Annotated in this window: 23 protein-coding genes and 1 tRNA gene; 9 read left to right on the top strand and 15 right to left on the bottom strand. The window is 68.4% G+C overall.

The features are described 5' to 3' along the window. Positions 1 to 322 (bottom strand): hypothetical protein (locus RMO97_RS03170; RefSeq protein ID WP_310539092.1); only part of this gene is annotated, 322 nt, incomplete at its 3' end. Between the two features lie 340 nt (positions 323 to 662). On the opposite strand from RMO97_RS03170, the gene RMO97_RS03165 reads away from it, so the two are divergent. Then, positions 663 to 932, top strand: coding sequence for a sel1 repeat family protein (locus RMO97_RS03165; protein WP_304774321.1), 270 nt, complete (start codon positions 663 to 665; stop codon positions 930 to 932). A gap of 52 nt (positions 933 to 984) precedes the next feature. Here RMO97_RS03165 and RMO97_RS03160 read toward each other — a convergent pair whose 3' ends face one another. After that, entirely contained in the window at positions 985 to 1,692 is a 708-nt protein-coding gene (locus RMO97_RS03160) for a polysaccharide biosynthesis/export family protein (RefSeq protein ID WP_310539091.1), read from the bottom strand. A 294-nt stretch (positions 1,693 to 1,986) separates the two neighbouring features. Between RMO97_RS03160 and RMO97_RS03155 the strand changes: the two genes are divergently transcribed. The 3 genes from RMO97_RS03155 (at position 1,987) to RMO97_RS03145 (ending at position 5,409) form a co-directional block, all read left to right on the top strand. Then, positions 1,987 to 3,366, top strand: coding sequence for a lipopolysaccharide biosynthesis protein (locus RMO97_RS03155; protein WP_310539090.1), 1,380 nt, complete (start codon positions 1,987 to 1,989; stop codon positions 3,364 to 3,366). A 79-nt stretch (positions 3,367 to 3,445) separates the two neighbouring features. Further along, on the top strand, positions 3,446 to 4,147 hold the full coding sequence (locus RMO97_RS03150) for a sugar kinase (RefSeq protein WP_310539089.1): 702 nt from the start codon (positions 3,446 to 3,448) through the stop codon (positions 4,145 to 4,147). Continuing rightward, positions 4,144 to 5,409, top strand: a complete 1,266-nt coding sequence (locus RMO97_RS03145; RefSeq protein ID WP_310539088.1) for an O-antigen ligase — start codon at positions 4,144 to 4,146, stop codon at positions 5,407 to 5,409. The genes RMO97_RS03150 and RMO97_RS03145 overlap by 4 nt, the downstream gene beginning before the upstream one ends. On the opposite strand, the gene RMO97_RS03140 is transcribed toward RMO97_RS03145, so the two are convergent. The 4 genes from RMO97_RS03140 to RMO97_RS03125 all read right to left on the bottom strand — a co-directional run bounded on the left by RMO97_RS03140 (position 5,406) and on the right by RMO97_RS03125 (position 10,155). Continuing rightward, positions 5,406 to 6,170 (bottom strand): polysaccharide deacetylase family protein, encoded by a 765-nt coding sequence (locus tag RMO97_RS03140; protein ID WP_310539087.1) that lies wholly within the window; start codon positions 6,168 to 6,170, stop codon positions 5,406 to 5,408. The genes RMO97_RS03145 and RMO97_RS03140 overlap by 4 nt on opposite strands. Next, positions 6,170 to 7,087, bottom strand: coding sequence for a glycosyltransferase family A protein (locus RMO97_RS03135; protein ID WP_310539086.1), 918 nt, complete (start codon positions 7,085 to 7,087; stop codon positions 6,170 to 6,172). The genes RMO97_RS03140 and RMO97_RS03135 overlap by 1 nt, the downstream gene beginning before the upstream one ends. Continuing rightward, positions 7,084 to 8,529: a lipopolysaccharide biosynthesis protein gene (locus RMO97_RS03130; protein ID WP_310539085.1), complete on the bottom strand. Its 1,446-nt coding sequence runs from the start codon at positions 8,527 to 8,529 to the stop codon at positions 7,084 to 7,086. Before RMO97_RS03130 ends, RMO97_RS03135 begins: the two co-directional genes overlap by 4 nt. Positions 8,530 to 8,601: 72 nt before the next feature. Then, complete coding sequence (locus RMO97_RS03125; RefSeq protein WP_310539084.1) at positions 8,602 to 10,155, bottom strand: exopolysaccharide biosynthesis polyprenyl glycosylphosphotransferase; 1,554 nt, start codon at positions 10,153 to 10,155, stop codon at positions 8,602 to 8,604. Positions 10,156 to 10,331: 176 nt separating this feature from the next. Between RMO97_RS03125 and RMO97_RS03120 the strand changes: the two genes are divergently transcribed. Further along, positions 10,332 to 10,421: transfer RNA gene (locus tag RMO97_RS03120), tRNA-Ser, on the top strand. Positions 10,422 to 10,432: 11 nt separating this feature from the next. Here the strand turns inward: RMO97_RS03120 and RMO97_RS03115 are convergent. Further along, positions 10,433 to 12,052, bottom strand: coding sequence for a peptide ABC transporter substrate-binding protein (locus tag RMO97_RS03115; RefSeq protein ID WP_310539083.1), 1,620 nt, complete (start codon positions 12,050 to 12,052; stop codon positions 10,433 to 10,435). A 128-nt stretch (positions 12,053 to 12,180) separates the two neighbouring features. On the opposite strand from RMO97_RS03115, the gene RMO97_RS03110 reads away from it, so the two are divergent. Continuing rightward, positions 12,181 to 13,044, top strand: a complete 864-nt coding sequence (locus RMO97_RS03110) for an alpha/beta hydrolase (RefSeq protein WP_310539082.1) — start codon at positions 12,181 to 12,183, stop codon at positions 13,042 to 13,044. Between the two features lie 4 nt (positions 13,045 to 13,048). Here the strand turns inward: RMO97_RS03110 and RMO97_RS03105 are convergent, their stop codons facing one another. Next, positions 13,049 to 13,588, bottom strand: coding sequence for a sigma-70 family RNA polymerase sigma factor (locus RMO97_RS03105; protein ID WP_310539081.1), 540 nt, complete (start codon positions 13,586 to 13,588; stop codon positions 13,049 to 13,051). Positions 13,589 to 13,806: 218 nt separating this feature from the next. Between RMO97_RS03105 and egtB the strand changes: the two genes are divergently transcribed. Beyond that, positions 13,807 to 16,029, top strand: a complete 2,223-nt coding sequence (gene egtB, locus RMO97_RS03100) for an ergothioneine biosynthesis protein EgtB (protein ID WP_310539080.1) — start codon at positions 13,807 to 13,809, stop codon at positions 16,027 to 16,029. Between the two features lie 66 nt (positions 16,030 to 16,095). Here egtB and RMO97_RS03095 read toward each other — a convergent pair whose 3' ends face one another. The 5 genes from RMO97_RS03095 to RMO97_RS03075 form a co-directional block, all read right to left on the bottom strand. Beyond that, a complete protein-coding gene (locus RMO97_RS03095; protein ID WP_304774345.1) occupies positions 16,096 to 16,311 on the bottom strand; it encodes a general stress protein in 216 nt (71 codons plus the stop codon). A gap of 204 nt (positions 16,312 to 16,515) precedes the next feature. Then, complete coding sequence (locus tag RMO97_RS03090; protein WP_310539079.1) at positions 16,516 to 17,871, bottom strand: HAMP domain-containing sensor histidine kinase; 1,356 nt, start codon at positions 17,869 to 17,871, stop codon at positions 16,516 to 16,518. After that, the gene (locus RMO97_RS03085) at positions 17,868 to 18,599 is read right to left on the bottom strand and encodes a response regulator (protein ID WP_310539078.1); all 732 of its coding nucleotides are present in this window, start codon (positions 18,597 to 18,599) and stop codon (positions 17,868 to 17,870) included. The genes RMO97_RS03090 and RMO97_RS03085 overlap by 4 nt, the downstream gene beginning before the upstream one ends. Before the next feature lie 64 nt (positions 18,600 to 18,663). Continuing rightward, complete coding sequence (locus RMO97_RS03080) at positions 18,664 to 19,335, bottom strand: MBL fold metallo-hydrolase (protein ID WP_310539077.1); 672 nt, start codon at positions 19,333 to 19,335, stop codon at positions 18,664 to 18,666. 70 nt (positions 19,336 to 19,405) lie between these two features. Then, on the bottom strand, positions 19,406 to 20,932 hold the full coding sequence (locus tag RMO97_RS03075) for an amino acid permease (RefSeq protein ID WP_310539076.1): 1,527 nt from the start codon (positions 20,930 to 20,932) through the stop codon (positions 19,406 to 19,408). 126 nt (positions 20,933 to 21,058) lie between these two features. Here RMO97_RS03075 and hrpB point away from each other — a divergent pair, with 126 nt between their 5' ends. Then, positions 21,059 to 23,494, top strand: coding sequence for an ATP-dependent helicase HrpB (gene hrpB, locus RMO97_RS03070; RefSeq protein ID WP_310539075.1), 2,436 nt, complete (start codon positions 21,059 to 21,061; stop codon positions 23,492 to 23,494). Between the two features lie 6 nt (positions 23,495 to 23,500). Here the strand turns inward: hrpB and RMO97_RS03065 are convergent, their stop codons facing one another. Together RMO97_RS03065 and RMO97_RS03060 are read right to left on the bottom strand one after the other, a co-directional pair. Next, complete coding sequence (locus RMO97_RS03065) at positions 23,501 to 24,292, bottom strand: RNA methyltransferase (RefSeq protein ID WP_310539074.1); 792 nt, start codon at positions 24,290 to 24,292, stop codon at positions 23,501 to 23,503. Further along, positions 24,289 to 25,191, bottom strand: a complete 903-nt coding sequence (locus RMO97_RS03060; RefSeq protein WP_310539073.1) for a class I SAM-dependent methyltransferase — start codon at positions 25,189 to 25,191, stop codon at positions 24,289 to 24,291. Before RMO97_RS03060 ends, RMO97_RS03065 begins: the two co-directional genes overlap by 4 nt. Before the next feature lie 181 nt (positions 25,192 to 25,372). Here RMO97_RS03060 and RMO97_RS03055 point away from each other — a divergent pair. Continuing rightward, on the top strand, positions 25,373 to 25,854 hold a 482-nt coding region (locus RMO97_RS03055), incomplete at its 3' end, for a TetR/AcrR family transcriptional regulator (RefSeq protein WP_409035279.1).

Below are 25,854 nucleotides of genomic sequence, written 5' to 3'. Positions count from 1 at the left end.
CCGGCTGGTACTGCTCGAAGTAGCCCATGTTGTTCTGGCCGCCGCCGGCCGGCGCGTAGTAGGCGCCGCCCACGGGCGGTGGCGGAGCGTAACCTTGGCGGTGATCCTGATGCCCGCCATGATGTCCGTGGCTGCGCTCGTCGTGCGGGTAGCTGTCGCGGCGCGCGCCGTAGTCATAGCAGTCGCAGTATTCCTCGCGGCTCTGCCGGGAGTAGCTCGAACTGGAGTGGGAATCCCAGGACTGGGCGTTGGCCGTGGCGGAGATCGCCAGGCCGCCGGAAATCGCCGCCAGGGCGGTCATGCTCAAACCAAAACGCTTCACGCCGATCTCTCCCGGTCGAACCGCCCCCAGGCGCGCAGCCAAGGGATGTGTTCAACACGGCTACGCAATCTAAGCGCGGCTGTAAGCTCACTTCGCGCGGAGGGCGATGAAGGCTCGCGCTCAGGGGTAAGGGCGGCGGCAAGCCCCCAAAATGGGTATACAGCGCACAGTGGAGGTTCTTCGCGAGTAACGCCTGCGAATGCTGCGGTGAAGTGCGGCCGAACAACGCAGTCTTTCAGTTTAACCATATGTTTAGTCGCTATCGACTTCTCTGGTGTCGTGAAGAGCGGAGACACGCCCTCAGAACGGGGGATGGCCGGTCAGGAGAGGGAATTTAGTCATGCTTACGAGCGTGGAACCGGAAGGCGGCCTACCGCTGCCGACCGCCGAAGCCTCCGGGGACGAACTGTTCCGTATGGGCCTGTTGTACTCGACCGGTCAGGGCGGCGCACCGCTGGACTATGTTTCAGCCCACATGCTGTTCAATCTGGCGGCCATGCGCGGGTCGATGGAAGCCAAGATCTACCGCAAGGAGCTGAGCCAGGAGATGGCCTCCGACGAGGTCGCCGAAGCCCAGCGCCAGGCGCGTGAGTGGCTGGCCCACGGCTGAGACGCCATGAGGCCCGCTCGACGCCGGCGCCCGCCGGCGTCGTGGACCGAGACTATTGGCCGGCCGCCTGTGCGCCGAGCGCGTAGCTGAATCCAAACTGGATCGGCGACAGGTCGCGGAAGTACTGCTGAACGAACAGGGCGGCGTTGGCCACGCCGCTGCGCGGCACGTAGACGATGTCGAACCGGCGCAGGGGCACAAGGTCCGCGTTCGGATTTCGAAGCCCCTTGCCCAGCTTGACCTTCCGCATCATGCCCCGTCCGTCAGGCCCGCGTCGCAGGATGATCACCTCGTCCCGAGCCGCGGTCACCTTGAAGTCGCCGGCCTGGATCACCGCGCGCAAGGCGTCGGCGTCGCCCGCCATGTCGAAGATCCCGGGATTACCCACCTCGCCGCCGACGAACACCTTCAGAGGCGCGGCCTTGGGGGTCACGTCCACCGCTGGCCGCAGCAACAGGCTGGCATAGGCCTGTGACAGTGACCCTTGCAGCTCAGACACGGTGCGGTCCGCGGCCATGACGGCCGGGATCAGGGGCAGGGAGATGCGCCCGTCGGGCTGCACCGTCACCGTCTTGTTCAGCTCGGGGGCGGAGGGAAGGGCGACCTCGATTTCGTCGCCCGGATAGAAGCGGTAGGGCGGCTCGTAGTCGCTCCAGGTCGCATAGGGAATGTCATTGAAGCCGGCGCCGTCGTCCCGCGCCTCCCGATCACGGCGCGCCTCGCGGCTCTCTGGCTCGTCGATCCGTCCGAGCAGGTCCATGCGCGGGAGCCGGACGCCGCAAGCGCTGAGCGCGAGGCTCGCGCAGGCCATCAGGAGGAGGGCGAATTTCGGGCTGGGACGCATGACCGCAAACCTTAACGACAATGGGTAATGGAACGTTAATCGTCCCCCGGCACGGTCCCTCCGTAGGGCTAGAACAGTCGGAATCGCATGGCCGCGCCAGGGGCTTGGACAATCAGACCGCACGATCAGCCGATCCGGACCGACTGGGCCGGCCGGCCGCGCTATGCCGTCTCCGATTTCGGCCCCCTGCTTTGGCGGGAACGCTATCTGATGCTCGCCGTGTTCGCGATCATCTTTGTCCTGGGTGCGGCGGCCGCCTTCACGATGAAAACCAGCTATCCGGCCAACGCCAGCGTACTGGTCCGGCTGGGTCAGGAATATGTCTACGAGCCCTTATCGGGGGACGCCGCCCGCGGTGCGGTGCCCGAGGCCGACGCCCTGATCCAGTCTGAAACCGAAATCCTGGGGTCCGCGGCCCTCAAGCAGCGGTTGATCGACAGACTCGGCCTGGCGCGCATCTATCCTAAGATGGCGGTCAAGTACGCTGCGGCCACCGCCTTCGAGAAGAAGATGATCATGGGCTCGGCCCTGCGCGCCCTGGACACCAACACCAAGATCGAGACGGCGCCGGACACACCGATCATCCGGGTGAGCTTCACCCATGAGAACCCCGACATCGCCGCCCTGGTGCTCAATACCCTCCTTGAGGAGTACCTGATCTATCGCCGCTCTGTGCTCATCGACCCCACCTCGCCGGCGCTTGCGCGGCAGAGGGAGGCGTTCCAGCAACGGCTGATCCAGGCCGATACGGCCTATGAGGCCTTCCTGAACAACAACCGCATCGGCGACTTCGTGGCCGAAAAGGCCTCCCTCGGCCAGCTCCAGCAGCAGATTGAGCAACAGAAATACCAGACCGACGCCCAACTGCAGGACCGCATGGGCCGCTTGGCCATGCTCGATTCCCAACTCGGCCAACTGTCACAGGAGGTAGGCCTCTATCGCGACGTCTCCAGCGCGGTGGGCGACAAGCTGGTGGCGCTGAAGCTTCAACGCGAAGACCTGCTGTCGCGGTACAAGAACGACGCGCGGCCCGTCCAGGAGCTCGACGCGCAAATCGCCCAGCTGGAGGCCGGCATCGCGGCCGGCCGCACCCAGGCGGATGGCGCCCGGCGCATCGGCATCAATCCGGTCTACCAGACCATCCAGACCGAGAAGATCCAGCTTACCGCCGAGGTGGCGGCCCTGCGGCAGTCCCAGGGCGCCCTGGCCGGGCAGGTCAACCAGCTCACCGAGCGTCGCCTGCGCCTGGCCGAGCTGGAGCCGAAGTTCCAGGCCCTGTCCCTGGATCGCGATGTCCTGCAGGCCAATGTCCGAGACTTCACCGTCAAGGAAGAGCAGAGCCGCGCGGCCAGCGAGATCGCCTCGACCACCAACGACAATATTCGCATCGTCAGTCGCGCCGTGGCGCCGACCAAGGGCAAGAGCCTCAAGAAGCCTGTCATCGTCCTGGCCTTCCTATTCGCCGCCTTCACCGCGCTTTGCGCCGGGCTGCTGCGGATGCTCCTGCGGCCGGGCCTGCCCACCGCCCAGTCGGCCTCCCGGACCCTCGACCTGCCGGTGCTCGCCACCGCGCCGATGAAGGCTCACTAGGAGCGTTACGGAACGGACGCCGTCCGTTCGCCTTGAACTGCGGTAGCTTGGAAGCCTTACGCGTGTATCGATTCGAGGGATGGTGGACCTGAACGCCGAGATGGCCGACCTGTGGGCGTCACTGGGCGCGCCGGCCGCAGGCCGCGCGCGGGTGATCCAGGTCGTGGCCGCGCGCCGCGGGGAGGGTACGTCCACGGTGGCGCGCGAACTTGCCTGGTTCGCCGCCAAGCGCGCCGGCCGGTCGGTGTGGCTGGTGGACCTCGACCTTTTGGCCTCGCCGCAATATCTCGCTGTCCGCGACGAGGCTGAGCGCTACGGCGCCCTGGGCGAGCCCGCCGCCGCCAGTCCGGACGGCTCGATCTTCTTCACCGTGCAGCCCACGGCTCACGGGCCCGACGGCCAGCCCTGGCCTGACGCGCGCTATCTCTCGGCCCACCGGGTCGGGTCCGCCCGGTGGTGGGTGACCCGTTTTCGCCGCGAAGGGCTCAAGGGCCGTCAGGGCGTCCACATCCTGCCCACCGGTGACTACTGGACCGCGCTGCGCCGCTACGCCGACGTCATCATAGTCGACTGCCCTTCCCCGGAGCGGTCCCAGGCGGCGCTGACTGTCGCCCCCTTCATGGACCAGACGGTTCTCGTCGTGGCCGCCGACGAGGCCGATGTCCGCGCCCCGGCCCAGCTCCGGGACGCCATCGCCGCCGCCGGAGGCACGGTGGCGGGCATCTTCTTCAACCGGGTCACGGTGACGCCGCCGGGCTTCCTGAAGGCCATCCTGCCGTGACCCAGGCCATCTGGCCCGGCGCAGAGGTCAGCGGACGGCCGCAGGTGGACCTGTGGCGGCTGGCGGTCTTCGCCATCTGCGTCTTCATTATGCTGACTTTTAGCGAGGGCTGGGTTTTCCCCCTTCGCGGCGATGCGGGCTCCAAGGCTTTCGACAGCCTGATCCGGCTGGCCTATCTGCCGGCCTATGGCGCAGCCTTGGTCCTGTTGGCCCTCACGCCCCTCAGCGCCGTCAGCGCGGTGATCCGTACCCCCTTCCTGATCATGCTGATGGTGGTCGTCGGCTTGTCGGTCCTGTGGTCCACGGCCCCGGACCTGACGGTGCGCCGGGTCGTGGCCGTCTACGCCACGACGCTGGCCGGCGTCGTGATGGCGTCGCGGTTCCGCTGGTCAGAACTGGCGGAGGTGTTCGCCACCGCCTTCGCGGTCCTGACCGTCGTGGCCTTCCTGATGGCCCTGGCGGTCCCCTCCATCGGGGTGATGCAGGAACTGTTTCCGGGGGCCTGGCGGGGGCTTTGGGCGGACAAGAACGCGCTCGGGGGCATCATGACCCTGGGCTTCGCCGTCCTGGCCGCCGCCGCCATGCTCAACCCGGATCGCGCCAAGATCTGGTGGCCCTTCGCCGCCCTGGCGGTCTTGCTGGTGGTCATGTCCACCTCCAAGACTTCCCTGGTGTCGGTGATGATGGCCATCGCGGGCCTGATGTTCGTGGCCTTGGTGCGCCGTGGCCCGGCGATCGGCGTGGCCACCTCGTGGCTGGCCGTCCTGGCCCTGGTGATGGTGATGTCCGTGGCCATCTTCGCCTCCGACGTCCTGTTCAAGGCCCTGGGCAAGGACGCCACCCTCACTGGCCGCACCGAGATATGGGCCGCTGCGATCCACCAGATCGAGAAGCGTCCCTGGACCGGCTATGGCTACGGCGCGGTCTGGGATGACACCAGTCGCTGGGGACCGCTGCCCAAGATCGTCAAGGAGGCCGGCTGGAAGCCGCACCATTCCCACAACAGCTGGATCGAGCAGTGGCTGGGCATTGGCGTCTTCGGCCTTGCGGCCTGGGCCCTCTGTTTCCTCCAGACCTTCGTGCTGGCGGTGGTGGCTGTGTTCCGGGACAAGGGCGCCTACCTGGCCCTGCCGTTCCTGATCGTCTACGGGGTGACCTCTCTCACCGAGAGTGTCGCGGTGCTTTACAATGACTTCCGCTGGGTGATCTTCGTGGCTCTGGCTGTGAAGCTCTGCTGGCCCGACCGCGAGGTCAGAGCCTAGATCCCGAGACGCCGGGCGCCTTCGCGGACCGTCACCACGTCGAAGCCGTCGGCGACCGCCTGATCCAGCAGTCGCGCGAGGACCTCGGGCGTGCAGCCCCAGGGGGAGGGGTCGGGACGGACGTCGTGGGTATAGAGGATGAGCCAGGCGGTCCTGCCCTTGGCCGCCGCCAGCCACTTCCTGGCTACTGTCTCACCCCCGGGCCCCTCGATCCCCACGGCGGGCAGTTGATTGCGGTCGGTTCCCTTCTCGACCAGCCCATGATGCAGGGCCCGCAGGGTGGAGAACCGCTTGGCCAGGGCGCCCTTGGATCCGCCCGCGACGTCGCCGTAGGGATAGGCGAAGCTCACCATCTCGCTCACGTTCCAGCTGGCCACGACCTCGGCGTTGCGAACCACGTCCGCCAGGGCCGCAGCCCCCGAGGCCTGGCCGCAATCAAGGTGAGAATAGGTGTGGCAGGCGATCTCGTGCCCCGCCCTGGCCAGGCGTTGATAATCCACCGGGTCCGCACAGGGGCCCATGGGCGCCTGGGTCCCGGCCAGTCCCGCCGACACATAGTAGGTGCCGGCCAGTCCGCGCGTCTCCAGCAGGGCCGCGCCGGCCACCGTCGAGGTCAGGGGGGCGTCGTCGAAGGTGAAGGAGACCATGGGCTTGGTGGGAGCCGTCGCCAGGGGGCGCGTGTTTATCAGCCGCATCAGCCGTCGGCGAAGCTTGCCCTTCAGCGAGCGGTCGGCGGAGTAGGCCTCGGCATAGCTTCCCATCAGACGGCCTCGGCGTAGAGGGCCGCACGGTAGAGCCGCATCGCGAAGGCTCGCGATCGAATAGGCGCGGCCTCCGTGAGGGCGTAGGCCTTCAGCATCGGCCGCCAAAGCTTGCGCAGCGGGGCGCGCTTGAGAACCCTGGCCACCTTGTAGCTGGGATACCGGCTGATGGCGGCGTGGTGGCTGGCGACGACCCGGGCGAAATTGCCGGCCGACTGCTCGTACTTGTCGGCAAGCGCGCTGGCGGTGTCGAGGCCCAGGTGGGTGGCGGTGTTCTCCACGTGCAGGATCGGCCAGCGGCTGGCGACCCGCATCCCCCATTCCACATCCTCCCAGCCCCAGCCGGCGAAGCCCTCGTCAAAGGACTCGCCGGCGAACACATCGGCCCGGACCAGCAGATTGGAGGTGAAGATCTTCTCGGGCATCAGGGCCCGCTGGGCGGCAGGCTGGCAGTCGGACTGGCCGGCCATGGCCCGGTGCAGCGCGTGGTCAGGACGTGGCGGCGCCTGATCGAGGGAGAAGCCCCCGAAGGCGACGGCCGGGGTCTCGGTCGCGATCAGGCTCAACCAGGTGGCGATGAAGGTCGGGGTGTCGGGCAGCATGTCGCTGTCGAGAAACAGGTAGTGGCCGGCGCGCGCGTGGGACACCAGGCGATTGCGACCCTTGGAACGCCCTTCGTTCTTCGCCAGCCGGATGAAGCGGGCCGGGAAAGGAAGGGCGGCGACAGCGATCTCCACCCGCGCCGCCAGCTCAGGGTCATTGCTGCCGTCGTCGAGGATCACCAGTTCGGCGTTCGCCGATTCCCGGGCCAAGGCGGCCAGCAGAGGCGTCGGATCATCGCCCTTGAAGGGGGTCAGGATGGAGAGGGCCGGACGGCCCTTTGACCAGTGGGGGTTGTCGAACAGGGCTTCTGTCATGCGGCGCTCCGGGCGCGGAAGGTGCGAAGGGCGTCACGGCCGCGGCTGCGCAGGGCGCCGGCGTCGATCAGGGCGATCACCGCGACATAGACCGCGCCGCCGGCGGCGGCCTTCAGGGACAGCTCCAGCAGGCCGCCATAGGCCGGGATGCGGCTGACCGCCAAGGCCATGAGCGCGCTTGCGCCGACGGCCTGAAGCAGGGTCAGCCAGGGGATCGGCAGGTTGACGCTCCGACGGCCCAGCAGGGCGGAGGCCAGCAGCCCCAGACCATAGCTCGCCGGGGTGGACCACAGGGCGCCGTCGAGGCCGAAACGCGGGATGAGGATCAGGTTCAGCACCACATTGGCCGCCGCCGGAACCGCCATCGCGACCAGCAGGAAGCTGGTCTTGCGGCCCAGGGTGAAGGCCTGGTGGAAATAGTAGGTGGTCAGGCCCGCGAGCAGGCCGGAGAGGGCGATCCAGGGGGTGACGCGCCCCGCGCCGGCGGCGAGATCCTCGCCGATCATCAGCTGGGCCAGGGGCTGGGCGACGAGGGCCAGACCCGTGGCCGCCGGCACGGTCAGCAAGAGCATGAACTGAGCCTGCTCGCGGGCCGCCTCGGCCAGGGCGGGGCGACCCCCGCGCTCCAGGGCCATGATCAGGGCGGGCCCCCCGGCGGCGCCGAGCCAGATGAAGACGACATCCAGGCTGCGGTTCGCGAGGCTGTAGCCGGCGTGGTAGACGCCCACCGCGCTCTCATCGAGGAAGGCCGACAGCAGGAACCGGTCGGTGGACGACAACACCAGGGCTAGGATCAGCGACAGGGCGACCGGCACGCCATAGGCGGCGTAACCGCCGATGCGCTGGCGCTCCACGCGTCCGCCCGCCTGCAGGCGGTGTTCGCTGGCCACAATGAAGGGCAAGCAGGCCAGGGACGCCAGGGCCATCCCGATCAGCGGCGCGGCGCCACCCAGGCCCGCGAGGGCGAAGGCCGCCCCCAGCAGGAAGCCGCCAAGGGTCTGGCCCATGTCCAGCAGGGCGGCACCCTTCACCTCTCCAGCGGCGCGGCGGCGCTCCTGGGCGATCTTGACGAAGGTGCGCGGCGCCACGGTGGCCAGGCCCGCCAACACCGCCAGCTTCAGGTCCGGGGTCATCGGCAGGGCGATGGCGATGAGTGCGGCCACGGGCAGCGCCGCCAGCAGCAGGAGCCAGGCGCGATAGACGGTGGCCGTATGGTCGGCCCCGCCGTCGCGCACGGATTCCCCAGCCCAGAAGCGGGCCATGGCCGCCTCGTTCCAGGTGAAGACCGCGGTGTGAACCAGGGCCATGACGGAGAGGCCCAGGGCGTAGTCGCCGAACTGGGCCGGGGTCAGCAGGCGAGTGAAGGCCACGATCGTCAGCAGGCCGACGACGCCTTGCACCACATTGACGGGCAGGTAGCCGATCACCCCACGCCAGAACATCGCCACAACCTCTTCGACCGATCGGCCCAGTGTGCCCGACCAGGCGGTTTCAAACGGTTAAGCCCGTTGGCTTCAGCGGATGTTTTCGCGATCGCCCAGCAGGCAGGGCAGGGTCATGACGATGATGTAGAGGTCGAGCAGGAAGGACTGGCGTTCAATGTATTCGACATCCAGGGCCACCCGGCGCTTGACCAGCTCGGGGGTGTCGACGGGACCGCGCGAGCCGTGGATGGCCGCCCAGCCGGTCATGCCGGGCTTCATGCGGTGCCGGTGGGCGTACTCGGCCACCAGGCGCGCGGACTCGATGTCGCCGGTCATCATGCCCACCGGGTGGGGACGGGGCCCGACCAAGGACATTTCCCCGGTCAGCACATTGAAAATCTGGGGCAGCTCGTCCAGCGAGGTCTTGCGGATGAAGCGGCCCACCCGCGTGACGCGGTCGTCATCAGCCTGGGTCTGGCGGACCTTGGTCTGGGGGGCGGACTGGACCCGCATGGAGCGGAACTTCCAGACCACGATCTCTTCGTTGTTGAAGCCGTGACGGCGCTGGCGGAACAGGGCCGGGCCGGGGCTGTCCAGCTTGATGGCCATGGCCACCAGCAGCATGACGGGGGCGGCGACGGTCAGGGCCGCGAGACCGATCAGCAGGTCCTGGGCGCGTTTGACGATCGCCCGGCGCTCGTCCATCGGCGCGCCCGAGATGTGGGCGAGCGGCACATCTGCGATGCGGCTGATGGCGGCGGCTTCGTGGGCGGCGTCCTCGCCGTCCAGCAGCAGGCTGACCTCGTTGGGCAGGACGCCCAGGCGCTCGATCATCTGACCGACGCGGGCGCGCGCCTGGGAGGGCACCGTGATCACGATGCGGTCCACATAGGGCATGATCCGGTGAGCCAGCAGGGCGTTGGTGTCGCCCAGCACCGGCACGCCGCGGATGCCCGCGGGGCTGCGGGCGGCGCGGTCGTCGAAGACGCCGAGGATGTTGGCCTCGCGGCTCAGAAGAGTGGCGACGATCAGGCGTTCAGCCGCGCCCGTGGCGCCCACCACGACGATATTGGGGGTCAGGCGGCCGCTGGCGCGCCAACGGCGCACGCAAAGCCACCAGGCGATATGCAGCACATAGGTCGCCGCGAAGGCCCCGGGCGCCCAGAAGGCCATGGCCTGGCCCAGCGAGGCCATCGGAATGAAGGGCGACAGCAGGGCGAAGGCGGCTCCGGCGCCCACCGCGAACGCCCCGGTCACGCGCGTGAGGTGGAAGGCGAGCTCCTCGCGGCGGTTGAAGCCATAGGCGCGGAAGATCGACAGGCTGAGCAAGACGGTGATCGCCCCGGCGCAGGCTGCCGACAGACCCGCCACCCCCACCGCTCCGATGGCGTGACCGATCACGCCGGTCGCCATCAATATGATGACGTCGCCGAGTTGGAACATGCGGGCCACCACTCGGCCCTGCAGCCGGGCCCGGGTGGGGATCAGGGCCTGGGGCCGAAAGGGGCCCCGCCGGTCTTCGGTCGCGTTGCGCTCGGCGGGGGGCAGATCCTCCGTCGTCACGCGGGGCTCGGCCTCGCGCGCCGGCGACTCAGTGTCGGGCGCCTGGCTTTCCTTGCGTTGAAACTGGACGACGGAAGACATGGGGAAGGGCGCCGCGGACACACAGATGGGAAGCTGCAATGTGCCGCAGGGGTCTGATCGTCGGGTTAACGGCGCGGCGCGTTCCCCGAACTGCGCGCTTTCGGTGCTGCCCGGACGAAACCTCGCGACCTTGATTGCCAGCCGCATTCGAAACGGCTATCGGTCCCGCCCTTGATGGTGACGTGGCCGAGTGGCTTAAGGCAACGGTTTGCTAAATCGTCATACGTGAAAGCGTATCCAGGGTTCGAATCCCTGCGTCACCGCCAAGACCCTTTCCCTACTTCTTGAGGCACAGCCACCGCGCCCGGTGGAAGTTGCCGACATTGTCCACCCAGCCGGTGATCTTCGGGCTCACCAGGTTGCGGTTGACGACGTAGTAGATCGGGATCAGGGCTTCGTCATTCAGCGCCGCCTGTTCGGCCCGCCGCAGGATGTCGGCGCGCTTGACGGCGTCCGGCTCGCGGTCGGCGGCGTCCAACAGGGCGTCATAGGCCGGGTTCTTGTAGTCCCCGTAGTTCTGCCCCCCGGTGTCGGATTTCAGCAGGCCCAGGAAGGTGACTGGGTCGTTGAAGTCGGCGTACCAGCTCATGGCGCCGATGCCGAAGTCGCGGTTGCGATAGGCGGCGAAGGCGATCTGGCCCTCGTTTTGCACGATCCTGGCGTCCACACCGATGGCGGCCCAGTCGGCCTGCACGGCGCTGGCCAGCAGGATGGTGTCAGGGCTGTTGGCGATCTTCAGTTCAAAGCTGAGGGGGTTGTCGGGCCCGTGGCCGGCCGCCTTGAGCAATTGCCGGGCCTCCGCCTGTCGCGCGGCCAGCGGTTTGCCGGCCCAGACGGTTCTGGCCCCCTGGGTGTAGCCGGCGGTGCCGGGCGGGACGAAGCCGTAGGCGGGCAGCTGGCCGGCCCGCATCAGCTTTCCGGTGATGAACTCGCGATCGACGGATTGCGACAGGGCGCGGCGCACGCGGATGTCGCGGAAGGCCGGGATGTCGCGGGTGTTGAAGGACAGATAGGCGGTGGCCAGCGAGTTCTTGGCCCGCACGAATTCGGGCATGGTCTGCTTCAGGCGGGTGAACCGATTGGACTGGAACGAGGTGTTCACATCCAGCTCGCCGCGCTGGACGCGGCGTTCACCCATGACGGAGTCGGGCGTCGGGAAATAGTGGATGCGATCCACGCAGACGTTCGCAGCGTCGTAGAAGTGAGGATTCTTGACCACCTCGATATGGTCGCCCAGCGCCCAGCGAGTCAGCCTGTAGGGGCCATTGCCGACGTACCGGCCGGGTTTCACCCAGTCATCGCCCCACTTTTCCACCGCATGCTTGGGCACGGGGAAGAAGCTCTGGTGCTTGAGCAGTTCCGGCAGGTAGGGGGCTGGATGCTCCAGGGTCAGTTCCAGCGTCCGAGCGTCGAGGGCCCGCGCGCCCACGGCGCTCAACGGCGCCTTGCCCTCGTTCACCGCCTGACCGTTCTTCAGCAGATAGATCAGGTAGGCGTAGATCGAGGCGGTCTTCGGATCGAGGATGCGTCGATAGGCGAAGACGAAGTCGTCAGCGGTCACTGGAACTCCGTCTGACCACTTGGCTTCGCGCAGATGGAAGGTCCAGGTCAGGCCGTCGGGGCTGGTCTCCCAGGACGTGGCCATGGCCGGGATCGGGGTCCCCTCCGGCGAGTCGGTGGTCAGGCCGAAAATCAGATCGGCGATGATGGTGAACTCGTCCACCAGGTTTGAGGTCTGAGGGTCGAGAGACCCAGGCTCCTGGCTGCTGCCATAGGCCAGACAGACCTCGCCAGACGGGCAGGGGGGGCGGCTCACCTTGGCCTGGCATCCGGCCAGCACGAACGCCGCGGCTCCGAGGCCGGCGAGCAGGATGGGACTTAGACTCTTCAACGCCATGGCCTAGTCGTCCCACCGCCCGCGCGCCCTGTCGAGGCTTGGCGGAAGGCCTGCAAAAAACCGCGTGCATCGCCGCCTGCGCGCGCTATGTCGGAGCCATCGCGCCGCCAGAGCGTATGGAGGGGATCATGGGCTATTCCGAAAAGCAGTTCCGGTTTGACGGCGCCGACGGCGCTCCCATCGCTGGCTTTCGCTGGGCCGATGAGGCGGCCGCCCCGCGTGCGGTCCTGCAGATCGCCCACGGAATGGGGGAGCACGCCCGCCGCTACCCCGAGCCCCTGATCCCGATCATGGCCGACGGTTTCGTCCTCTACGCCGATGACCACCGCGGCCACGGCTACACAGCGCCCTCCAAGGCGGCGCTGGGGGACTTCGGCGAGAATGGCGCCGAACTGGTGGTGGAGGACATCGCCCGACTGACCGATCTGGCCCGCGCCGAGAACCCTGGCCTGCCGCTGATCCTGCTGGGGCACAGCCTGGGTTCGTTCTTCTCCCAGGCCTACGCCTTCGACCATGCCGGCAAGCTGGACGGCCTGGTGCTGTCAGGCACCGCGGCCTTCGGTGACCGCACCGGCCCGGCGAAGAAGCTGGACGAGATGAACGCCGACGGCGCCAAGCCGCGCACCCCCTATGACTGGCTGTCGCGCGACGACGCCGAGGTGGACAAGTACATCGCCGACCCGCTGTGCGGCTTCTCCCGCCAGCCCAGCGCCGCCGACAGCTTCGCCCGGGTCGGCGCTCGCCTGCGCGACCCCGCCGAGATCGCCAAGATCCCCAAGGACCTGCCGCTCTACATCTTCGTAGGCGACAAGGACCCTATCAACCGGGACTTAGAACTGCTGCACCCCCTGGTGAACCGCTATCGCGACGCGGGCCTCACCCGCATGGAAGTGAAGGTCTATGAGGGCGGGCGCCACGAAATGCTGAATGAGACCAACCGTGACGAGGTGGTGGCCGATCTGCTGGCTTGGTTGCGCAAGACTGTGGGCTGAGGCCCTAGGCTCGGTTGGCCGCCACCATGGTCTCGTGGGCCATGACGTCGGAGGGATCGTCAACGTCCATGATCTTCAGCAGCCGGGCCCTGGCGCGGTTTACCCGGCTCTTGATCGTGCCCACCGCGCAGCCGCAGATCTCCGCGGCCTCCTCGTAAGAAAGGCCTGCGGCGCCCACCAGGATCAGCGCCTCGCGGTGTTCCGCGGGCAGGTGCTGCAGCGCATCCTGCATGGCGTGCATGGCCACGCTCCAGTCCTGGGTGGGCGGCGTCTTCAGGGCGCCGGCATATTCGCCCTGCTCATCGCGCACCTCCCGCCGACGGCGGATGACCTGGGTGTAGTAGGTGTTGCGCAGGATCGTGAACAGCCAGGCCCTCAGGTTGGTGCCGGACTCAAACTTGTCGCGATTGGACCAGGCCTTAATCAGGGTGTCCTGCACCAGATCATCGGCGTCTGACCCGTTATGGCAAAGGGACCATGCAAAGGCCCTGAGCGTCGGGATCATGCGCACGACATCGTCGCGCCAATCATCATCGCCGGTCATGGGTTCCTCGTCCGCCCGCCGCGTTCGATGACGGCCGCAGCCGTCATTCATTGGTGATCCAACGCCGGCATAGTGCATCTGTTCCCACTTGCGGTTGCAGGCTCGAGACCCAATTTTGGGAACGAAAAACGGCGTTCCGAGTTCGATTTCACTTATCCCGAGTTCCGCCGTGGCTTCGGCTTGCCTGTCGGACGCCTTAGAGTTTCCAGGAGTATCCAATGGCGCGTTTCGACGACGCAGGGCCTGTGCCCGCACCGCTTCGCAGCGCCCTGGGCCAGCCGGCGGCTCGCTTTCATCGTATCCGCCAGGCCACCGAGGACCTCGTGCGACACCTTTCGCCGGAGGACATGGCCGCCCAGTCGATGCCCGACGCCAGTCCCGCCAAGTGGCACCTGGCCCATACCAGCTGGTTCTTCGAGACCTTCCTGCTGAAGCCGAACCTGCCGGGCTACCGCGCCTTCGACGAGCGCTACGCTTACCTGTTCAACTCCTACTACGAGGCGCTCGGGCCCCGTCAGCCGCGCCCGGAGCGCGGCCTGCTGACCAGACCTTCCCGCGACGAGGTCTTGGCCTATCGCGCCCATGTCGACGAGGCCATGCACCACCTGCTGTCCTCGCGCGTCGAGAGTCTCGCCGATCTGCTGGACCTGGGCCTAGCGCATGAGGAGCAGCATCAGGAGCTGATCCTGATGGATATCCTGCACCTCTTCGCGCAGTCGCCGCTGAAGCCCGCCTATTCCCCCACCACCGCCCTGCCCGTGAGCGCTGATCCTGGCCCGGCAGGTGTGGCCGGCTTCGACGGCGGCCTCGTGGAAATCGGTCACTCTGGGGAAGGCTTCGCCTTCGACAACGAGGGCCCGCGTCACCAGGTCTTTGTCGCCCCCTTCAAGCTGGCTGACCGGCTGGTGACCAATGGCGAGTGGCTGGCCTTCATGGCCGACGGCGGCTACGCCAAGCCCGAGCTGTGGCTCGCCGAGGGCTGGGCTCAGGTCAATGAGGCCGGCTGGAACGCGCCGCTCTACTGGCAAAAGGGCGACCATGGCTGGTTGGCGATGACGCTGCAGGGTCTGCGCGCCATCGCGCCCCACGCGCCCGTCGCCCACATCAGTTTCTACGAGGCCGACGCCTATGCCACCTGGGCCGGTGCGCGCCTGCCCACCGAAGCCGAGTGGGAGCATGCCGCCGCGGGCCTGCCGGTGAGCGGCAACTTCATGGGCTCGGGGCAGCTTGGCCCCGCCGCGGCCGCGGGTGGCGAAGGGCTGCGCCAGATGTTCGGCGATGTCTGGGAATGGACCCGCAGCGCCTATTGTCCCTATCCCGGCTTCAGCCCGGCGGCCGGCGCCGTGGGCGAGTACAACGGCAAGTTCATGAGCGGTCAGATGGTGCTGCGCGGCGGCTGTCATGCGACGCCGGCGGCCCATACCCGGGCCACCTACCGCAACTTCTTCCACCCGGACAAACGCTGGATGTTCTCGGGCCTGCGCCTGGCCTGGGACGGCGAGCCCCGCGCCCGCGCCCAGGTCGACAACAGCTTCGCCGCCGATGTCCTGGCGGGCCTCGGCCGGCCGCAGAAGACCATTCCGGCCAAATACTTCTACGATGCCGAGGGGTCGCGCCTGTTCGAGGAGATCTGCGACCTGCCGGAATACTACCCGACCCGCACGGAGGCCGCCCTGCTGCGCGACAAGGCCGGCGAGATGGCGACCGCCATTCCGGCCGGCGCGGCTCTGGTGGAGTTCGGCAGCGGCGCCAGTACCAAGACCCGGCTGTTGCTCGACGCCGCCCCGCAACTGGCCGCCTATGTTCCCATCGACATCAGCAAATCAGCCCTGGACGACGCCGCGCGGGCGATCAGCCGTGACTACCCCAGCCTGCGGGTGGCGTCCCTGGTGGACGATTTCACCACGGCGCTCAGCCTGCCGGCCGAGGTCAGTGGTCTGACCAGCGTGGGCTTCTTCCCAGGCTCCACAATCGGCAATTTCCGCCCGGACGAGGCGGTGACCTTCCTCGCCAGCGCCCGGCGGCTCCTGGGCCACGGCTCGGCCTTCCTGGTGGGGATGGACATCGTGAAGGACGAGGCGGTCTTGGTGGCGGCCTACGACGACGCCCAGGGCGTAACGGCCGCCTTCAATCTCAACCTGCTCACCCGCATCAACCGTGAGCTCGACGGCGACTTCGACCTTGCCGCCTTCCAGCACCGCGCGGTGTGGAACGCGGTTGAGAGCCGGATGGAGATGCACTTGGTCAGCAAGCATGACCAGACCGTATGCGTCGCTGGCCGCCTGTTCCACTTCGCGGCCGGCGAGAGCCTGCACACCGAGAATTCCTACAAGTTCACGCTGGAAGGTTTCGGCAAGCTGGCGGCGGCGGCCGGCTGGCGCCTCGAGCGGCAGTGGGAAAGCACCCAGCCCAGCTTCGCCATGGTGTTGCTCCGCGCCTAACAGCACGCAAGCAAACGGCCCCGAAAAGATCGGGGCCGTGGCTTAGTTCGTCGAGTCGCGGGGCGCTCAGTCTTCGAGCGGTCCGCGGGTACGACCGCCGCCGCGGGAGGATTCTCCGCCCTTGCGGCCAGCCGAGGCCGCGAGATCGCGGTCTTTGGCGAAGCTGCGTTTTTCGCCGGGCACGCTGGCGCCGCCCTTGCGGGCGATCTCGCGCCGGCGCTCGGGGTTCATGGCGGCGAATCCGCGACGGGACTTCGGCTTGGCGTTGGGATCGAGGTCCATGGGGTTGCTCCTACTATGCGTGCCTTGAGGATGCGGGGGGCTGCATCAACTACGGTTCCGCTCAGACAACCCTCAAGACGCCGCAGAGGTTGCGCGGAAAGTTGCCAGCCGTTCGCATTCATCCAAACGAATCAGATTGCTAGGGCGCCGTGGGCCCAGGCGACGGGGCGCGCGGGCTGCGGACTATTTCGCGACGTGCTGCTTCTAGAGCGGCAGTTGGACCCGCGCCGTCAGCCCGCCGCCGTCGCGGTTGAGCATCACCACATCGCCCCCGTGGCCGCGCGCGACAGAGCGCACCACCGCCAGGCCCAACCCGATGCCCCCGGTCTGCCGACTGCGGGAAGGTTCGCGGCGGTAGAAGGGCTCGAACACCCGCTCGGCGTCCTCGACAGGAATGCCGGGGCCGTCGTCCTCGATCTCCACATAAGCGCTGGTCGCATCGCGATAGACCCGGGCGCGGGCGCGGCCGCCGAACTTCACGGCGTTCTCCAGCAGGTTGCTGAACAGGCGGCGCAGGGCGACCGGGTCGCCTTCGATGATCACCTTGTCGCCCCGCGCCACCTGGGTGTCGCTGCCGGTTTCGGCCATCTCGTCGCAGACGCTCTCCAGCAAGGAGGACAGTTCCAGGGGCGTGCGCTCCGCCGGGCCGCTGGCGTCGCGCACGAAGGTCAGGGCCGCGGAGATCATCTCCTCCATCTGGTCCAGATCGCCCGCCATCTTGGCGCGGCTCTCCTCGGGCACGTTCTCGATCCGGAAGCGGAGGCGGGTGAGGGGGGTGCGCAGATCGTGGGCGATGGCGCCCACCATGGCGGTGCGGTCCTCAACATAGCGGCGCAGCCGATCCTGCATGTCATTGAAGGCGGTGACCGCCACATTGATCTCAGCTGTGCCCTTCAGGGAGACGGGCAGACGAGCGCCGCGCGGATCGCGGCCCAGCTGCTCGGCAGCCTCGGCGAACAGCTGGAAGGGATGGGCCAGCCGTCGCGCGAAGATGTAGGCCACCGGCGCCAGCAGGGCGGCCGACAGCAGCAGCCACAGCACGATGCGGACTTGCCAGGGGTCTAGCCCCAGACGCGGCGCCGGGCGGACCATGTCCCAGCGGCCATCAGCCCGCTGCACGGTGACTTCGAAGGGCGCGATCAGGAAATGATCCTCCTGTTCGCCGCCATCGCGGGCGATGCGGTCGCGGATGATACGGAAAACCCGACGGTCAGACACAGGCAGGCGCGATGGGGCCGCGAAGACCACCTGGCCGGTGTTGACCCCCAGCTCCCGGGCGAGCTCGGCCCGCATCTTGGGCACCATGCGGCCTTCCATGGTGGGGGAGGAGGGGCTGTCGACGATCTTCAGTTCCAGCGGCCGCCGCTCAATCAGGTTCGGGGGGCGGCCCTTGAAGGTCTGCGCCACCTCGCTCAGCCTATAGAAGTCCGGGGCCGGCGGCGGCAGGATGAAGATCATCGCCAGGATGATCGCCTGCGAGGCCACCAGGGTGATGCCGATCAGGGTCAGCAGGCGGGCGAACAGCGACGCGGTCGGCCGGCCCGACCAGGGCGGCCTCATACGCGCTTCACCTTGGCGGTGAACATGTAGCCTTCATTGCGGATGGTGCGGATCAGGTCAGTGCTCCCGCCGCCGTCGTCAAGCTTGCGACGCAGACGGCTGATCTGCACATCGATGGCGCGGTCAAAGGCGTCGGAAGCGGGCCCCCGAGCGAAGTCCAGAAGCTGGTCGCGGGTCAGCACCCGCTGCGGCCGCTCCACAAAGGCGCGCAGCAGGGAGAACTCGCCCGAGGACAGGTTCACCACCACGCCCGGAGGTGAGCGCAGCTCGCGCCGGACGAGGTCGAGCCGCCAGCCCGCGAATTCGCAGCCCGCGCCGATGTTGCTGGCCTGGCCACGCTGTTCGGCCCGGCGCAGGACGGCGCGCACCCGGGCCAGCAGCTCCCGGGGATTGCAGGGCTTGGCCAGGTAGTCGTCGGCGCCCAGCTCCAGGCCGACAATGCGGTCGGTGTCCTCGCCCATCGCCGACAGCATGATGATGGGAGGGCCTTCGCCGCTGAGCCGCCGAGCGATGGACAGCCCGTCCTCGCCGGGTAGCATGACGTCGAGCACAATCAGGTCAACGGGGCCGCGCTCCAGCGCCTGCTCCATCTCGCGGGCGTCTCCGGCGGTCTCGACGAGGTAGCCGTGCTTGCCCAGGAAATCGGAGACGACGTCGAGGATGCCCGGATCGTCATCGACCATCAGGATTCGGGCCGTCGCGGGGACCTGTTCGGTGCTGGGTTCCATTCGCGCCATTTTCAGCCCCTCCCGTAACGCACAGATTTCACGGCCGAAACTGCGTCAACCCGCCTCAATTCGCGGCCAGGACATCGTCGGCGACATAGCCATTGGTCTTCCGCTCAACGCCAAACCGGGACATGGGGCCGTGGCCCGAGACGAAGGCCACGTCATCGCCGAGCGGCCAGAGCTTGCCGGTGATCGAGGCGATCAGTTGCTGGAAATCGCCGCGCGGAAAGTCGGTGCGGCCGATCGACCCCTGGAACAAGACGTCCCCCACCTGGGCGAAGCGGGCCTCGCGATGGAAGAAGACCACATGGCCCGGCGTGTGCCCCGGGCAGTGGTAGACCTCGAAGCTGGTCTCTCCGAGGGTGACCGTGTCGCCGTCTTCCAGCCAGCGGTCTGGGGTGAAGCCCGTGGCCTCGGGCATGCCCCACTTGGCCCCGCTGGCTTCCATCTGGTCGATCCAGAAGGCGTCGTCCCGGTGCGGTCCTTCAATGGGGACGCCGGTGATCGCTTTCAGGGCCGCCGTCCCGCCAGCGTGGTCGAGGTGACCGTGGGTGATCCAGATCTTCTCGAGAGTGAGGTCGTGGGCCTCCAACGCCGCCAACAGGCGCGGAACCTCGCCGCCCGGATCGATGATCGCCGCTTTCTTGGTCTTCATGCACCACACGATGGTGCAGTTCTGCGCCAGCGGAGTGACCGGGGCTATGATCGCGCGGATGGGGGAGGCTGTCTCGGACATGGCGCCAGCATCGGCGCTCGCGACCCATAAGAAAAGGCCCGGGATGTGATCCCGGGCCTGTCCTTGTCGGCTACTGCGCGCCGGGCATCGGGGGCACCGAGTCCGGCGGCGCGTCGGGCGACAGTTCGGGCACGTCGATGATGCCGCGGCCCAGATGGCTGTTGCGGAAGCCGTAGGCGAAATAGACCACCAGCCCGATCGCCGCCCAGATCAGGAACATCATCTTGGTGTCCGTCCCGAGGCTGAAGAACAGGAAGCCGCAGCCGAGGATGGCGACGGGGGCCACAATCCAGACCAGCGGGGTGCGGAACGGACGCTTCCGGCTGGGATCGGTCTTGCGCAGCACCATCACCGCGATCGCCACCATGGCGAAGGCGAAGAGCGTCCCGGAGTTGGAGATATCGGCCAGCACCCCAACCGGGAAGAACGCCGCGAAGGCCGAGACGCAGACCCCGGTGATGATGGTGATCACGTGGGGGGTGTGGAACCTCGGGTGGATCTTGGATAGGCCGGTGGGCAGCAGGCCGTCACGGCTCATCACGAAGAAGATGCGGGTCTGACCGAACATCATCATCAGGATCACCGAGGGCAGGGCCAGGCCGGCGGCGAGGCCGAGCAGGTTCCCGATCTGGACCCAGCCAATCTCGCGCAGGGTCCAGGCGAGAGCCTCCTTGGAGCACACCACGTGGGTGTCAGCCAGGGACTGACAGGCCGCGGTCAGCTCGGGACTGCCGGGGCGCAGGCCGACGCCGGCGGCGTCCATCACCGGTTGGGCGCCCACCGTGCCGATCACGCCAGACGCCACCAGGATGTAGAAGACCGTGCAGACGGCGAGCGAGCCGATGAGGCCGATGGGCATGTTGCGCTGGGGGTTCTTGGTTTCCTCGGCGGCCGTCGAGACCGCGACAAAACCCACATAGGCGAAGAAGATCGAGGCGGCCGCCGCCGCCACCCCCGAGAACCCCAGAGGGGCGAAGGGGGTGAAGTTTTCCATCTTCATCACCGGCAGGGCCAGGACGCAGAACAGGGTCAGGGCGGAGACCTTCACCAGCACCAGGACGGCGTTCACCGCCGCCGATTCCCGGGTGCCGATCACCAGCAGCCAGGTCACCAGCAGGGCGACGCCGGCGGCGGGCAGGTTGACGATCCCGCCGTCCATCGGTCCCAGCACCAGGGCGTTGGGGATGTCGACGGCGAAGGCGTTCTCGATCAGGCCGACCACATAGCCCGACCAGCCGACGGAGACCGCGCCGGCGGCGACGGCGTATTCCAGGATCAGCGCCCAGCCCACCATCCAGGCCATCATCTCGCCCATCACGGCGTAGCTGTAGGTGTAGGCGGAGCCCGAGACCGGCACCATGGCCGACATCTCGGAGTAGCAGAGGGCGGCCACCGCGCAGACGAAGCCGGCGATGATGAAGGCTGCGATCATGCCGGGGCCCGCCTTCTGGGCGGCCTCGGCGGTGAGGACGAAGATGCCGGTGCCGATGATGGCCCCGATGCCCAGCATGGTCAGCTGGAACGCCCCCAGGGAGCGATGCAGTGATTTCTTCTCAGCGGTCGCGAGGATCGCGTCGAGCGGCTTTACACGCCACATGTTCCCTCCCAGTCGCGGCGGGCCCCCCGCCGCGCGAATTAAGCTTGCGCGGAACCTGCGGTCTGCTCACCCGGCGGTCAAGCGGCAAGGCTTGGCGCGGCCCCTGGGCGCGGATAGACCCCCTGCATGCTGCCTGTTGAGGAAATCCTGCCTGCCCTGCAGGCGGCCCTGGTGGAAAACACCGCCGCCGTGCTGGTGGCGCCGCCCGGGGCGGGCAAGACGACGCTGGTCCCCCTGCGCCTGCTGGACGCGCCCTGGCTGGCTGGCGCCAAGATCATCATGCTGGAGCCCCGCCGCCTGGCCGCCCGCGCCGCCGCCGACCGCATGGCCAAGACCCTGGGCGAGCGGGTCGGCGAGACCGTCGGCTACCGGGTGCGCATGCAGTCCCGGGTCTCGGCCCGGACCCGCATCGAGGTGGTCACCGAGGGCGTCTTCAGCCGTATGATTCTCGGCGACCCCACGCTGGAGGGCGTCGGCCTCGTCATCTTCGACGAGTTCCACGAGCGCAGCCTGGACGCGGACCTGGGCCTCGCCCTGGCCCGCGACGCGCAGGACTTGCTGCGCGACGACCTGCGACTGCTGGTGATGTCGGCGACCCTGGACGGGGCGGCCGTCGCCCGCCTGCTGGACGCGCCTGTGGTGGAGAGCCAGGGCCGGGCCTATCCCGTCGAAACCCGCTATCTCGGCCGCGACGACCGCCAGCGTCTGGAGGACCGCGCGGTCCGCGCCGTGGAGCGGGCGCTCGCCGAGGAAACCGGTAGCATACTGGTCTTCCTGCCGGGCCAGGGCGAGATCCGCCGGACCGCCGACCTGCTGACTGAGCGCATCCGCTGCCCCGACGTGCAGGTCTGCCCGCTCTATGGAGCCCTGGATCCCGCCGAGCAGGACCGCGCCATTTCCCCGGCGCCGGCGGGCGTGCGCAAGGTCGTGCTCGCCACCTCCATCGCCGAAACCAGCCTGACCATCGAGGGCGTCCGCGTCGTGATCGACTCAGGCGTCGCCCGCGTGCCGCGCTTCGACCCGGCCAGCGGCCTGACCCGCCTGGCCACCGTCCGCGTCAGCCGCGCGGCCGCCGACCAGCGCCGGGGCCGGGCGGGCCGCACCGAGCCCGGGGTCGCCTACCGCCTGTGGGACGAGGCCGAGACCCGCGCCTTGCCGGCCTATGCAGACCCGGAAATCCTCGACGCCGACCTCTCGGGCCTCGCCCTCGACCTCGCCCGCTGGGGGGCCAAGGACGTGGGGGCCATGGCCTTCCTGGACGCCCCGCCGGCCGCCGCCTTCACGGAAGCCCGGACCCTGCTGAGACGCCTGGAAGCCCTGAGCGAGGACGGGGTTCTGACCCCGCACGGCGAGGCGCTGAGCGGAATGCCGCTCGCCCCACGCCTGGCCCACATGATCCTCAAGGCCGCGCAGACCGGCCAGGCTTCCCGCGCCGCCCGTATCGCCGCCCTGGTCACCGAGCGCAACCTCGGCGGCCGCGACGCCGACCTGCGCCATCGGCTGGAGGCCTTCGAGCGTGATCGTTCGCCTCGCGCCCGCGACGCCAAGGCTCTGGCCGATCGCTGGGCGGGCATGGCCGGCAGGGCGGGGAAGGGCGAGCCCCTCGAGGACGGACTGCTCCTGGCCTTCGCCTATCCCGAACGCATCGCCAAGGCCCGCGGCCCCACCGGCGAGTTCCAGCTGGTCAGCGGCCGGGGCGCCTTCGTGGAGCCCACCGACGCCCTGGCCAGAGAGAAGTGGCTGGCCATCGCCGAACTGGGCGGCGGCGACCGGCGCGACCGCATCCTGCTGGCCGCTCCCCTGGACGAGGCCGAGCTGATCGCCGCCTTCGCCGGCCACCTCATTGTCGAGAGCCGGTTGGAAGAGAGCGGGGCGGGGCGCCTGCGCGCCAAGCAGATCACCCGCCTGGGCCGCCTGACTGTGCGCGAACAGATCGACGAAAACCCGGACCCAAAGCTGATCGCCGCGGCCCTGGCCGATCGGGTGCGCAACGAAGGCTTGAGCATCCTCACCTGGGGTCCCGCCGCCGAGGCCCTGAGGGCGCGCGTCGGCTTCCTGCGCGCGGGCGGCGGCGACTGGCCCGACCTCGCCGACGCCGCGCTCATCGACAGGCTGGACGACTGGCTCCTACCCCTGCTGGCGGGTCTCCGTTCCTTGGCCGCCCTGAAGCCCGACGCCCTCGACGGCGCCCTGCGATCCCTGATCTCCTGGGACCAGCAGCGCCGCCTCGACGCCGCCGCGCCCCTGCGCTGGACGGCGCCGACCGGTAACGCCTTCACCATCGACTATACCGCCGAGGGCGGACCCCGCGTGGATGTCCGCGTGCAGGAGGTGTTTGGCCTGACGCAGCACCCCACCGTCGCCGGCGGCGTTCCACTCACCCTGTCCCTGCTGTCCCCCGGCCACCGCCCGGTCCAGACCACCAAGGACTTGCCGGGATTCTGGAAGGGCTCCTGGAAGGATGTCCGCTCCGACATGCGCGGGCGCTATCCCAAGCACGTCTGGCCCGAGGACCCGGCCAATACCGCGCCCACCGCGCGGGCCAAGCCTCGTGGAACCTGACCGCGGCTAGGCCGTGGCCGCGTAGATCATCACCCCTGTCGCCACCGACAGGTTCAGGCTGTCAGCCCGGCCGCGCATGGGGATCTTGACGTTGACGTCGCACAGGGCGGCCATCTCTGGCGTAAGGCCCTGCTGCTCGTTGCCCATGAAGACCAGGGCGGGCTTTGCGTAGGTCGCCTCGTGGTGGGCGACGGTCGCGGTCAGCAGGGTGCCGATCACCGAGCCGGGCCACTTGGCGCGCCAGTCGGCGAAGGCGTCTTCGGTGGCGCGCACGATCGGCACGGCGAAGACGGAGCCCATGGTGGCCCGCACGGCCTCCACCGAGAACGGATCGCAGCATTCGCCCACCAGGATCACCGCCCCGCACCCCGCCGCGTCGGCGGTGCGCACGATGGTCCCCAGGTTGCCGGGGTCTCGCACCCGGTGCAGGGCGACAAAGCAGGACGCCGATGAGGGGGCCAGGGCCTCCAGCGGCATGAAGACCTGATGGAACACGCCGACCACGGCCTGCGGATTGTCGCGGCGCGACACCTTGGCCAGGATCTCCTGCGTGACTTCGATGACCTCGCCGCCGCCATCGCGCGTGGTGGTCATGGCCTGGCGCAGCAGGGGATGGCCGCCCGCCTCGGCGCCGTACATCAGGATCGCCGGGGCATGCCCCGTCTCGATGGCCTCGGTGACAATCTTCAGCCCCTCGGCCACGAACAGGCCGGTCTCGTCGCGCGTCTTTCGCAGGTGCAGGGCGCGAACCGCCTTGACCGTCGGGTTGGTCAGGGAGGTGACGGTGCGGTCGCTCACGGCGCCCACCGGGCGTAGAAGGACATGCCGATCTGGCGTTCGCCGTCCTGCTGAACCAGGGCCAGTTCACCCCACTCGATGGAACCGCCGCGATCCTTGAGCTTCTCGGAGAGCAGACCCGCCAGCGCCGCGCCGGAGATGCGCTCGGCATAGGCGTTCAGCAGCAGGAACTCCGCCTTATCTGAAAGAAGTTCGGCGCATAGGGTGGAAAGCTCAGGCAGGTTCTCAAAGAGTTTCCAGACCTCGCCGTCCGGCCCGCGGCCGTACTTCGGCGGATCGAGGATGATGCCCTCGTACTTCGAGCCGCGCCGCACCTCGCGCTGGACGTAGCGGCGGGCGTCCTCACAGATCCAGCGGATCGGTCGGTCGGCGAGGCCGGAGGCCTCGGCGTTCTCGCGCGCCCAGCCGATGGCCTTCTTCGAGGCGTCGACATGGGTCACCGCCGCACCCGCCGCCGCGCAGACCAGGCTGGCGACGCCGGTATAGCTGAACAGGTTCAACACCTTGGGCTGGCCTTCTGCGGCGCGCACCTTCTGGTCCAGCCACGCCCAGTTGGCCGCCTGCTCGGGGAAAAAGGCCAGGTGGCGGAAGGCGGTGAAGCGGGCCTTGAAGCTCACCTCCTGCCAGGACAGCGGCCAGGTGTCCTTCGGCTGCTCGCGGAACCGCCAGCGGCCGGCGTCCTCCTCGTCGGTCGGATCAAACACCGCGTCGGCGTTGGCCCAGACATCCTCGCCGAGCGAGGGCGTCCACAGGCACTGCGGCTCGGGCCGCACGACGGAATAGCGCCCGTAGCGCTCCAGCTTGCGCCCATTGCCTGAGTCCAGCAGGGCGTAGTCGGCCCAGCCGGTGGTGCGCATGACGCCGGGGGCTTCGGCCACGGTGGGGGCAGGCTTGCTCATGCCCTGGCCTTACCCGTTCCGGGCTCGCGGCGTCCAGTCGGGCGGTGGCCTGTCGGGGCCCCCGGTATGGAAGCTCGGGTATGGCGCACGAGGCCTTGATGCCGCATTGTCACAGGTCTGACTTGCGCGGGGTGGGCTTTTGCTTTCCGCTGCAAGCTGTTCGGATGACGAAAGGATTCCCGTGACGACGGCAGTGACCACTAGGCGCTCGGCGCGCAAGCCCAAGGGCGATGGCCACCTTCGCAGGGCGGAAATCCTTGAGGCCGCGGAACGCATCTTCGTGGCCCAGGGCTATGAGGGCGCCACCATCCGGAAGATCGCCGATGAGGTCGGGGTCTCGTCCACCGCGCTCTATATGCACTTCCCCGACAAGGGCGCGATTCTGCTGGAGATCTGCGAGCGGACGATCATTCAGCTCCTGGAACGCAACGCCGCCATCGCCGCCAAGCCGCTGGACGCCGTCACCCGCGTCAAGCAGATGCTGGATTCCTATATGCGCTGGGGTTTCGAGCACCCGAACGCCTATCTGCTTGTGTTCGCCGGGGTTCACCCCGTATCGACCATCTGGCACGAAGGCACGGCGGACATGAGCGCGCGATGCTACGAAATCTTCAGCGGCGCGGTGCGCGAGATCGCGGCCGAGGGACGGCTGCGGACCGGCAC

It is taken from the genome of Phenylobacterium sp., from assembly GCF_031425575.1.
Classification (GTDB): Bacteria; Pseudomonadota; Alphaproteobacteria; order Caulobacterales; family Caulobacteraceae; genus Phenylobacterium.
This window is presented reverse-complemented; position numbering and strand designations above follow the sequence as displayed.

What these genes read in the sequence shown, in the direction of transcription:
- RMO97_RS03115 (WP_310539083.1), bottom strand. Translation starts at nt 12,052, where the DNA reads ATGGCGTTGAAGAGTCTAAGTCCCATCCTGCTCGCCGGCCTCGGAGCC.
- RMO97_RS03105 (WP_310539081.1), bottom strand. Translation starts at nt 13,588, where the DNA reads ATGACCGGCGATGATGATTGGCGCGACGATGTCGTGCGCATGATCCCG.
- RMO97_RS03160 (WP_310539091.1), bottom strand. Translation starts at nt 1,692, where the DNA reads ATGGACCTGCTCGGACGGATCGACGAGCCAGAGAGCCGCGAGGCGCGC.
- RMO97_RS03060 (WP_310539073.1), bottom strand. Translation starts at nt 25,191, where the DNA reads ATGAGCAAGCCTGCCCCCACCGTGGCCGAAGCCCCCGGCGTCATGCGC.
- RMO97_RS03130 (WP_310539085.1), bottom strand. Translation starts at nt 8,529, where the DNA reads ATGTTCTGGCGTGGGGTGATCGGCTACCTGCCCGTCAATGTGGTGCAA.
- RMO97_RS03150 (WP_310539089.1), top strand. Translation starts at nt 3,446, where the DNA reads ATGGTGGACCTGAACGCCGAGATGGCCGACCTGTGGGCGTCACTGGGC.
- RMO97_RS03140 (WP_310539087.1), bottom strand. Translation starts at nt 6,170, where the DNA reads ATGGGAAGCTATGCCGAGGCCTACTCCGCCGACCGCTCGCTGAAGGGC.
- RMO97_RS03155 (WP_310539090.1), top strand. Translation starts at nt 1,987, where the DNA reads ATGCTCGCCGTGTTCGCGATCATCTTTGTCCTGGGTGCGGCGGCCGCC.
- RMO97_RS03135 (WP_310539086.1), bottom strand. Translation starts at nt 7,087, where the DNA reads ATGACAGAAGCCCTGTTCGACAACCCCCACTGGTCAAAGGGCCGTCCG.
- RMO97_RS03095 (WP_304774345.1), bottom strand. Translation starts at nt 16,311, where the DNA reads ATGGACCTCGATCCCAACGCCAAGCCGAAGTCCCGTCGCGGATTCGCC.
- hrpB (WP_310539075.1), top strand. Translation starts at nt 21,059, where the DNA reads ATGCTGCCTGTTGAGGAAATCCTGCCTGCCCTGCAGGCGGCCCTGGTG.
- egtB (WP_310539080.1), top strand. Translation starts at nt 13,807, where the DNA reads ATGGCGCGTTTCGACGACGCAGGGCCTGTGCCCGCACCGCTTCGCAGC.
- RMO97_RS03090 (WP_310539079.1), bottom strand. Translation starts at nt 17,871, where the DNA reads ATGAGGCCGCCCTGGTCGGGCCGGCCGACCGCGTCGCTGTTCGCCCGC.
- RMO97_RS03080 (WP_310539077.1), bottom strand. Translation starts at nt 19,335, where the DNA reads ATGTCCGAGACAGCCTCCCCCATCCGCGCGATCATAGCCCCGGTCACT.
- RMO97_RS03075 (WP_310539076.1), bottom strand. Translation starts at nt 20,932, where the DNA reads ATGTGGCGTGTAAAGCCGCTCGACGCGATCCTCGCGACCGCTGAGAAG.
- RMO97_RS03165 (WP_304774321.1), top strand. Translation starts at nt 663, where the DNA reads ATGCTTACGAGCGTGGAACCGGAAGGCGGCCTACCGCTGCCGACCGCC.
- RMO97_RS03125 (WP_310539084.1), bottom strand. Translation starts at nt 10,155, where the DNA reads ATGTCTTCCGTCGTCCAGTTTCAACGCAAGGAAAGCCAGGCGCCCGAC.
- RMO97_RS03085 (WP_310539078.1), bottom strand. Translation starts at nt 18,599, where the DNA reads ATGGAACCCAGCACCGAACAGGTCCCCGCGACGGCCCGAATCCTGATG.
- RMO97_RS03110 (WP_310539082.1), top strand. Translation starts at nt 12,181, where the DNA reads ATGGGCTATTCCGAAAAGCAGTTCCGGTTTGACGGCGCCGACGGCGCT.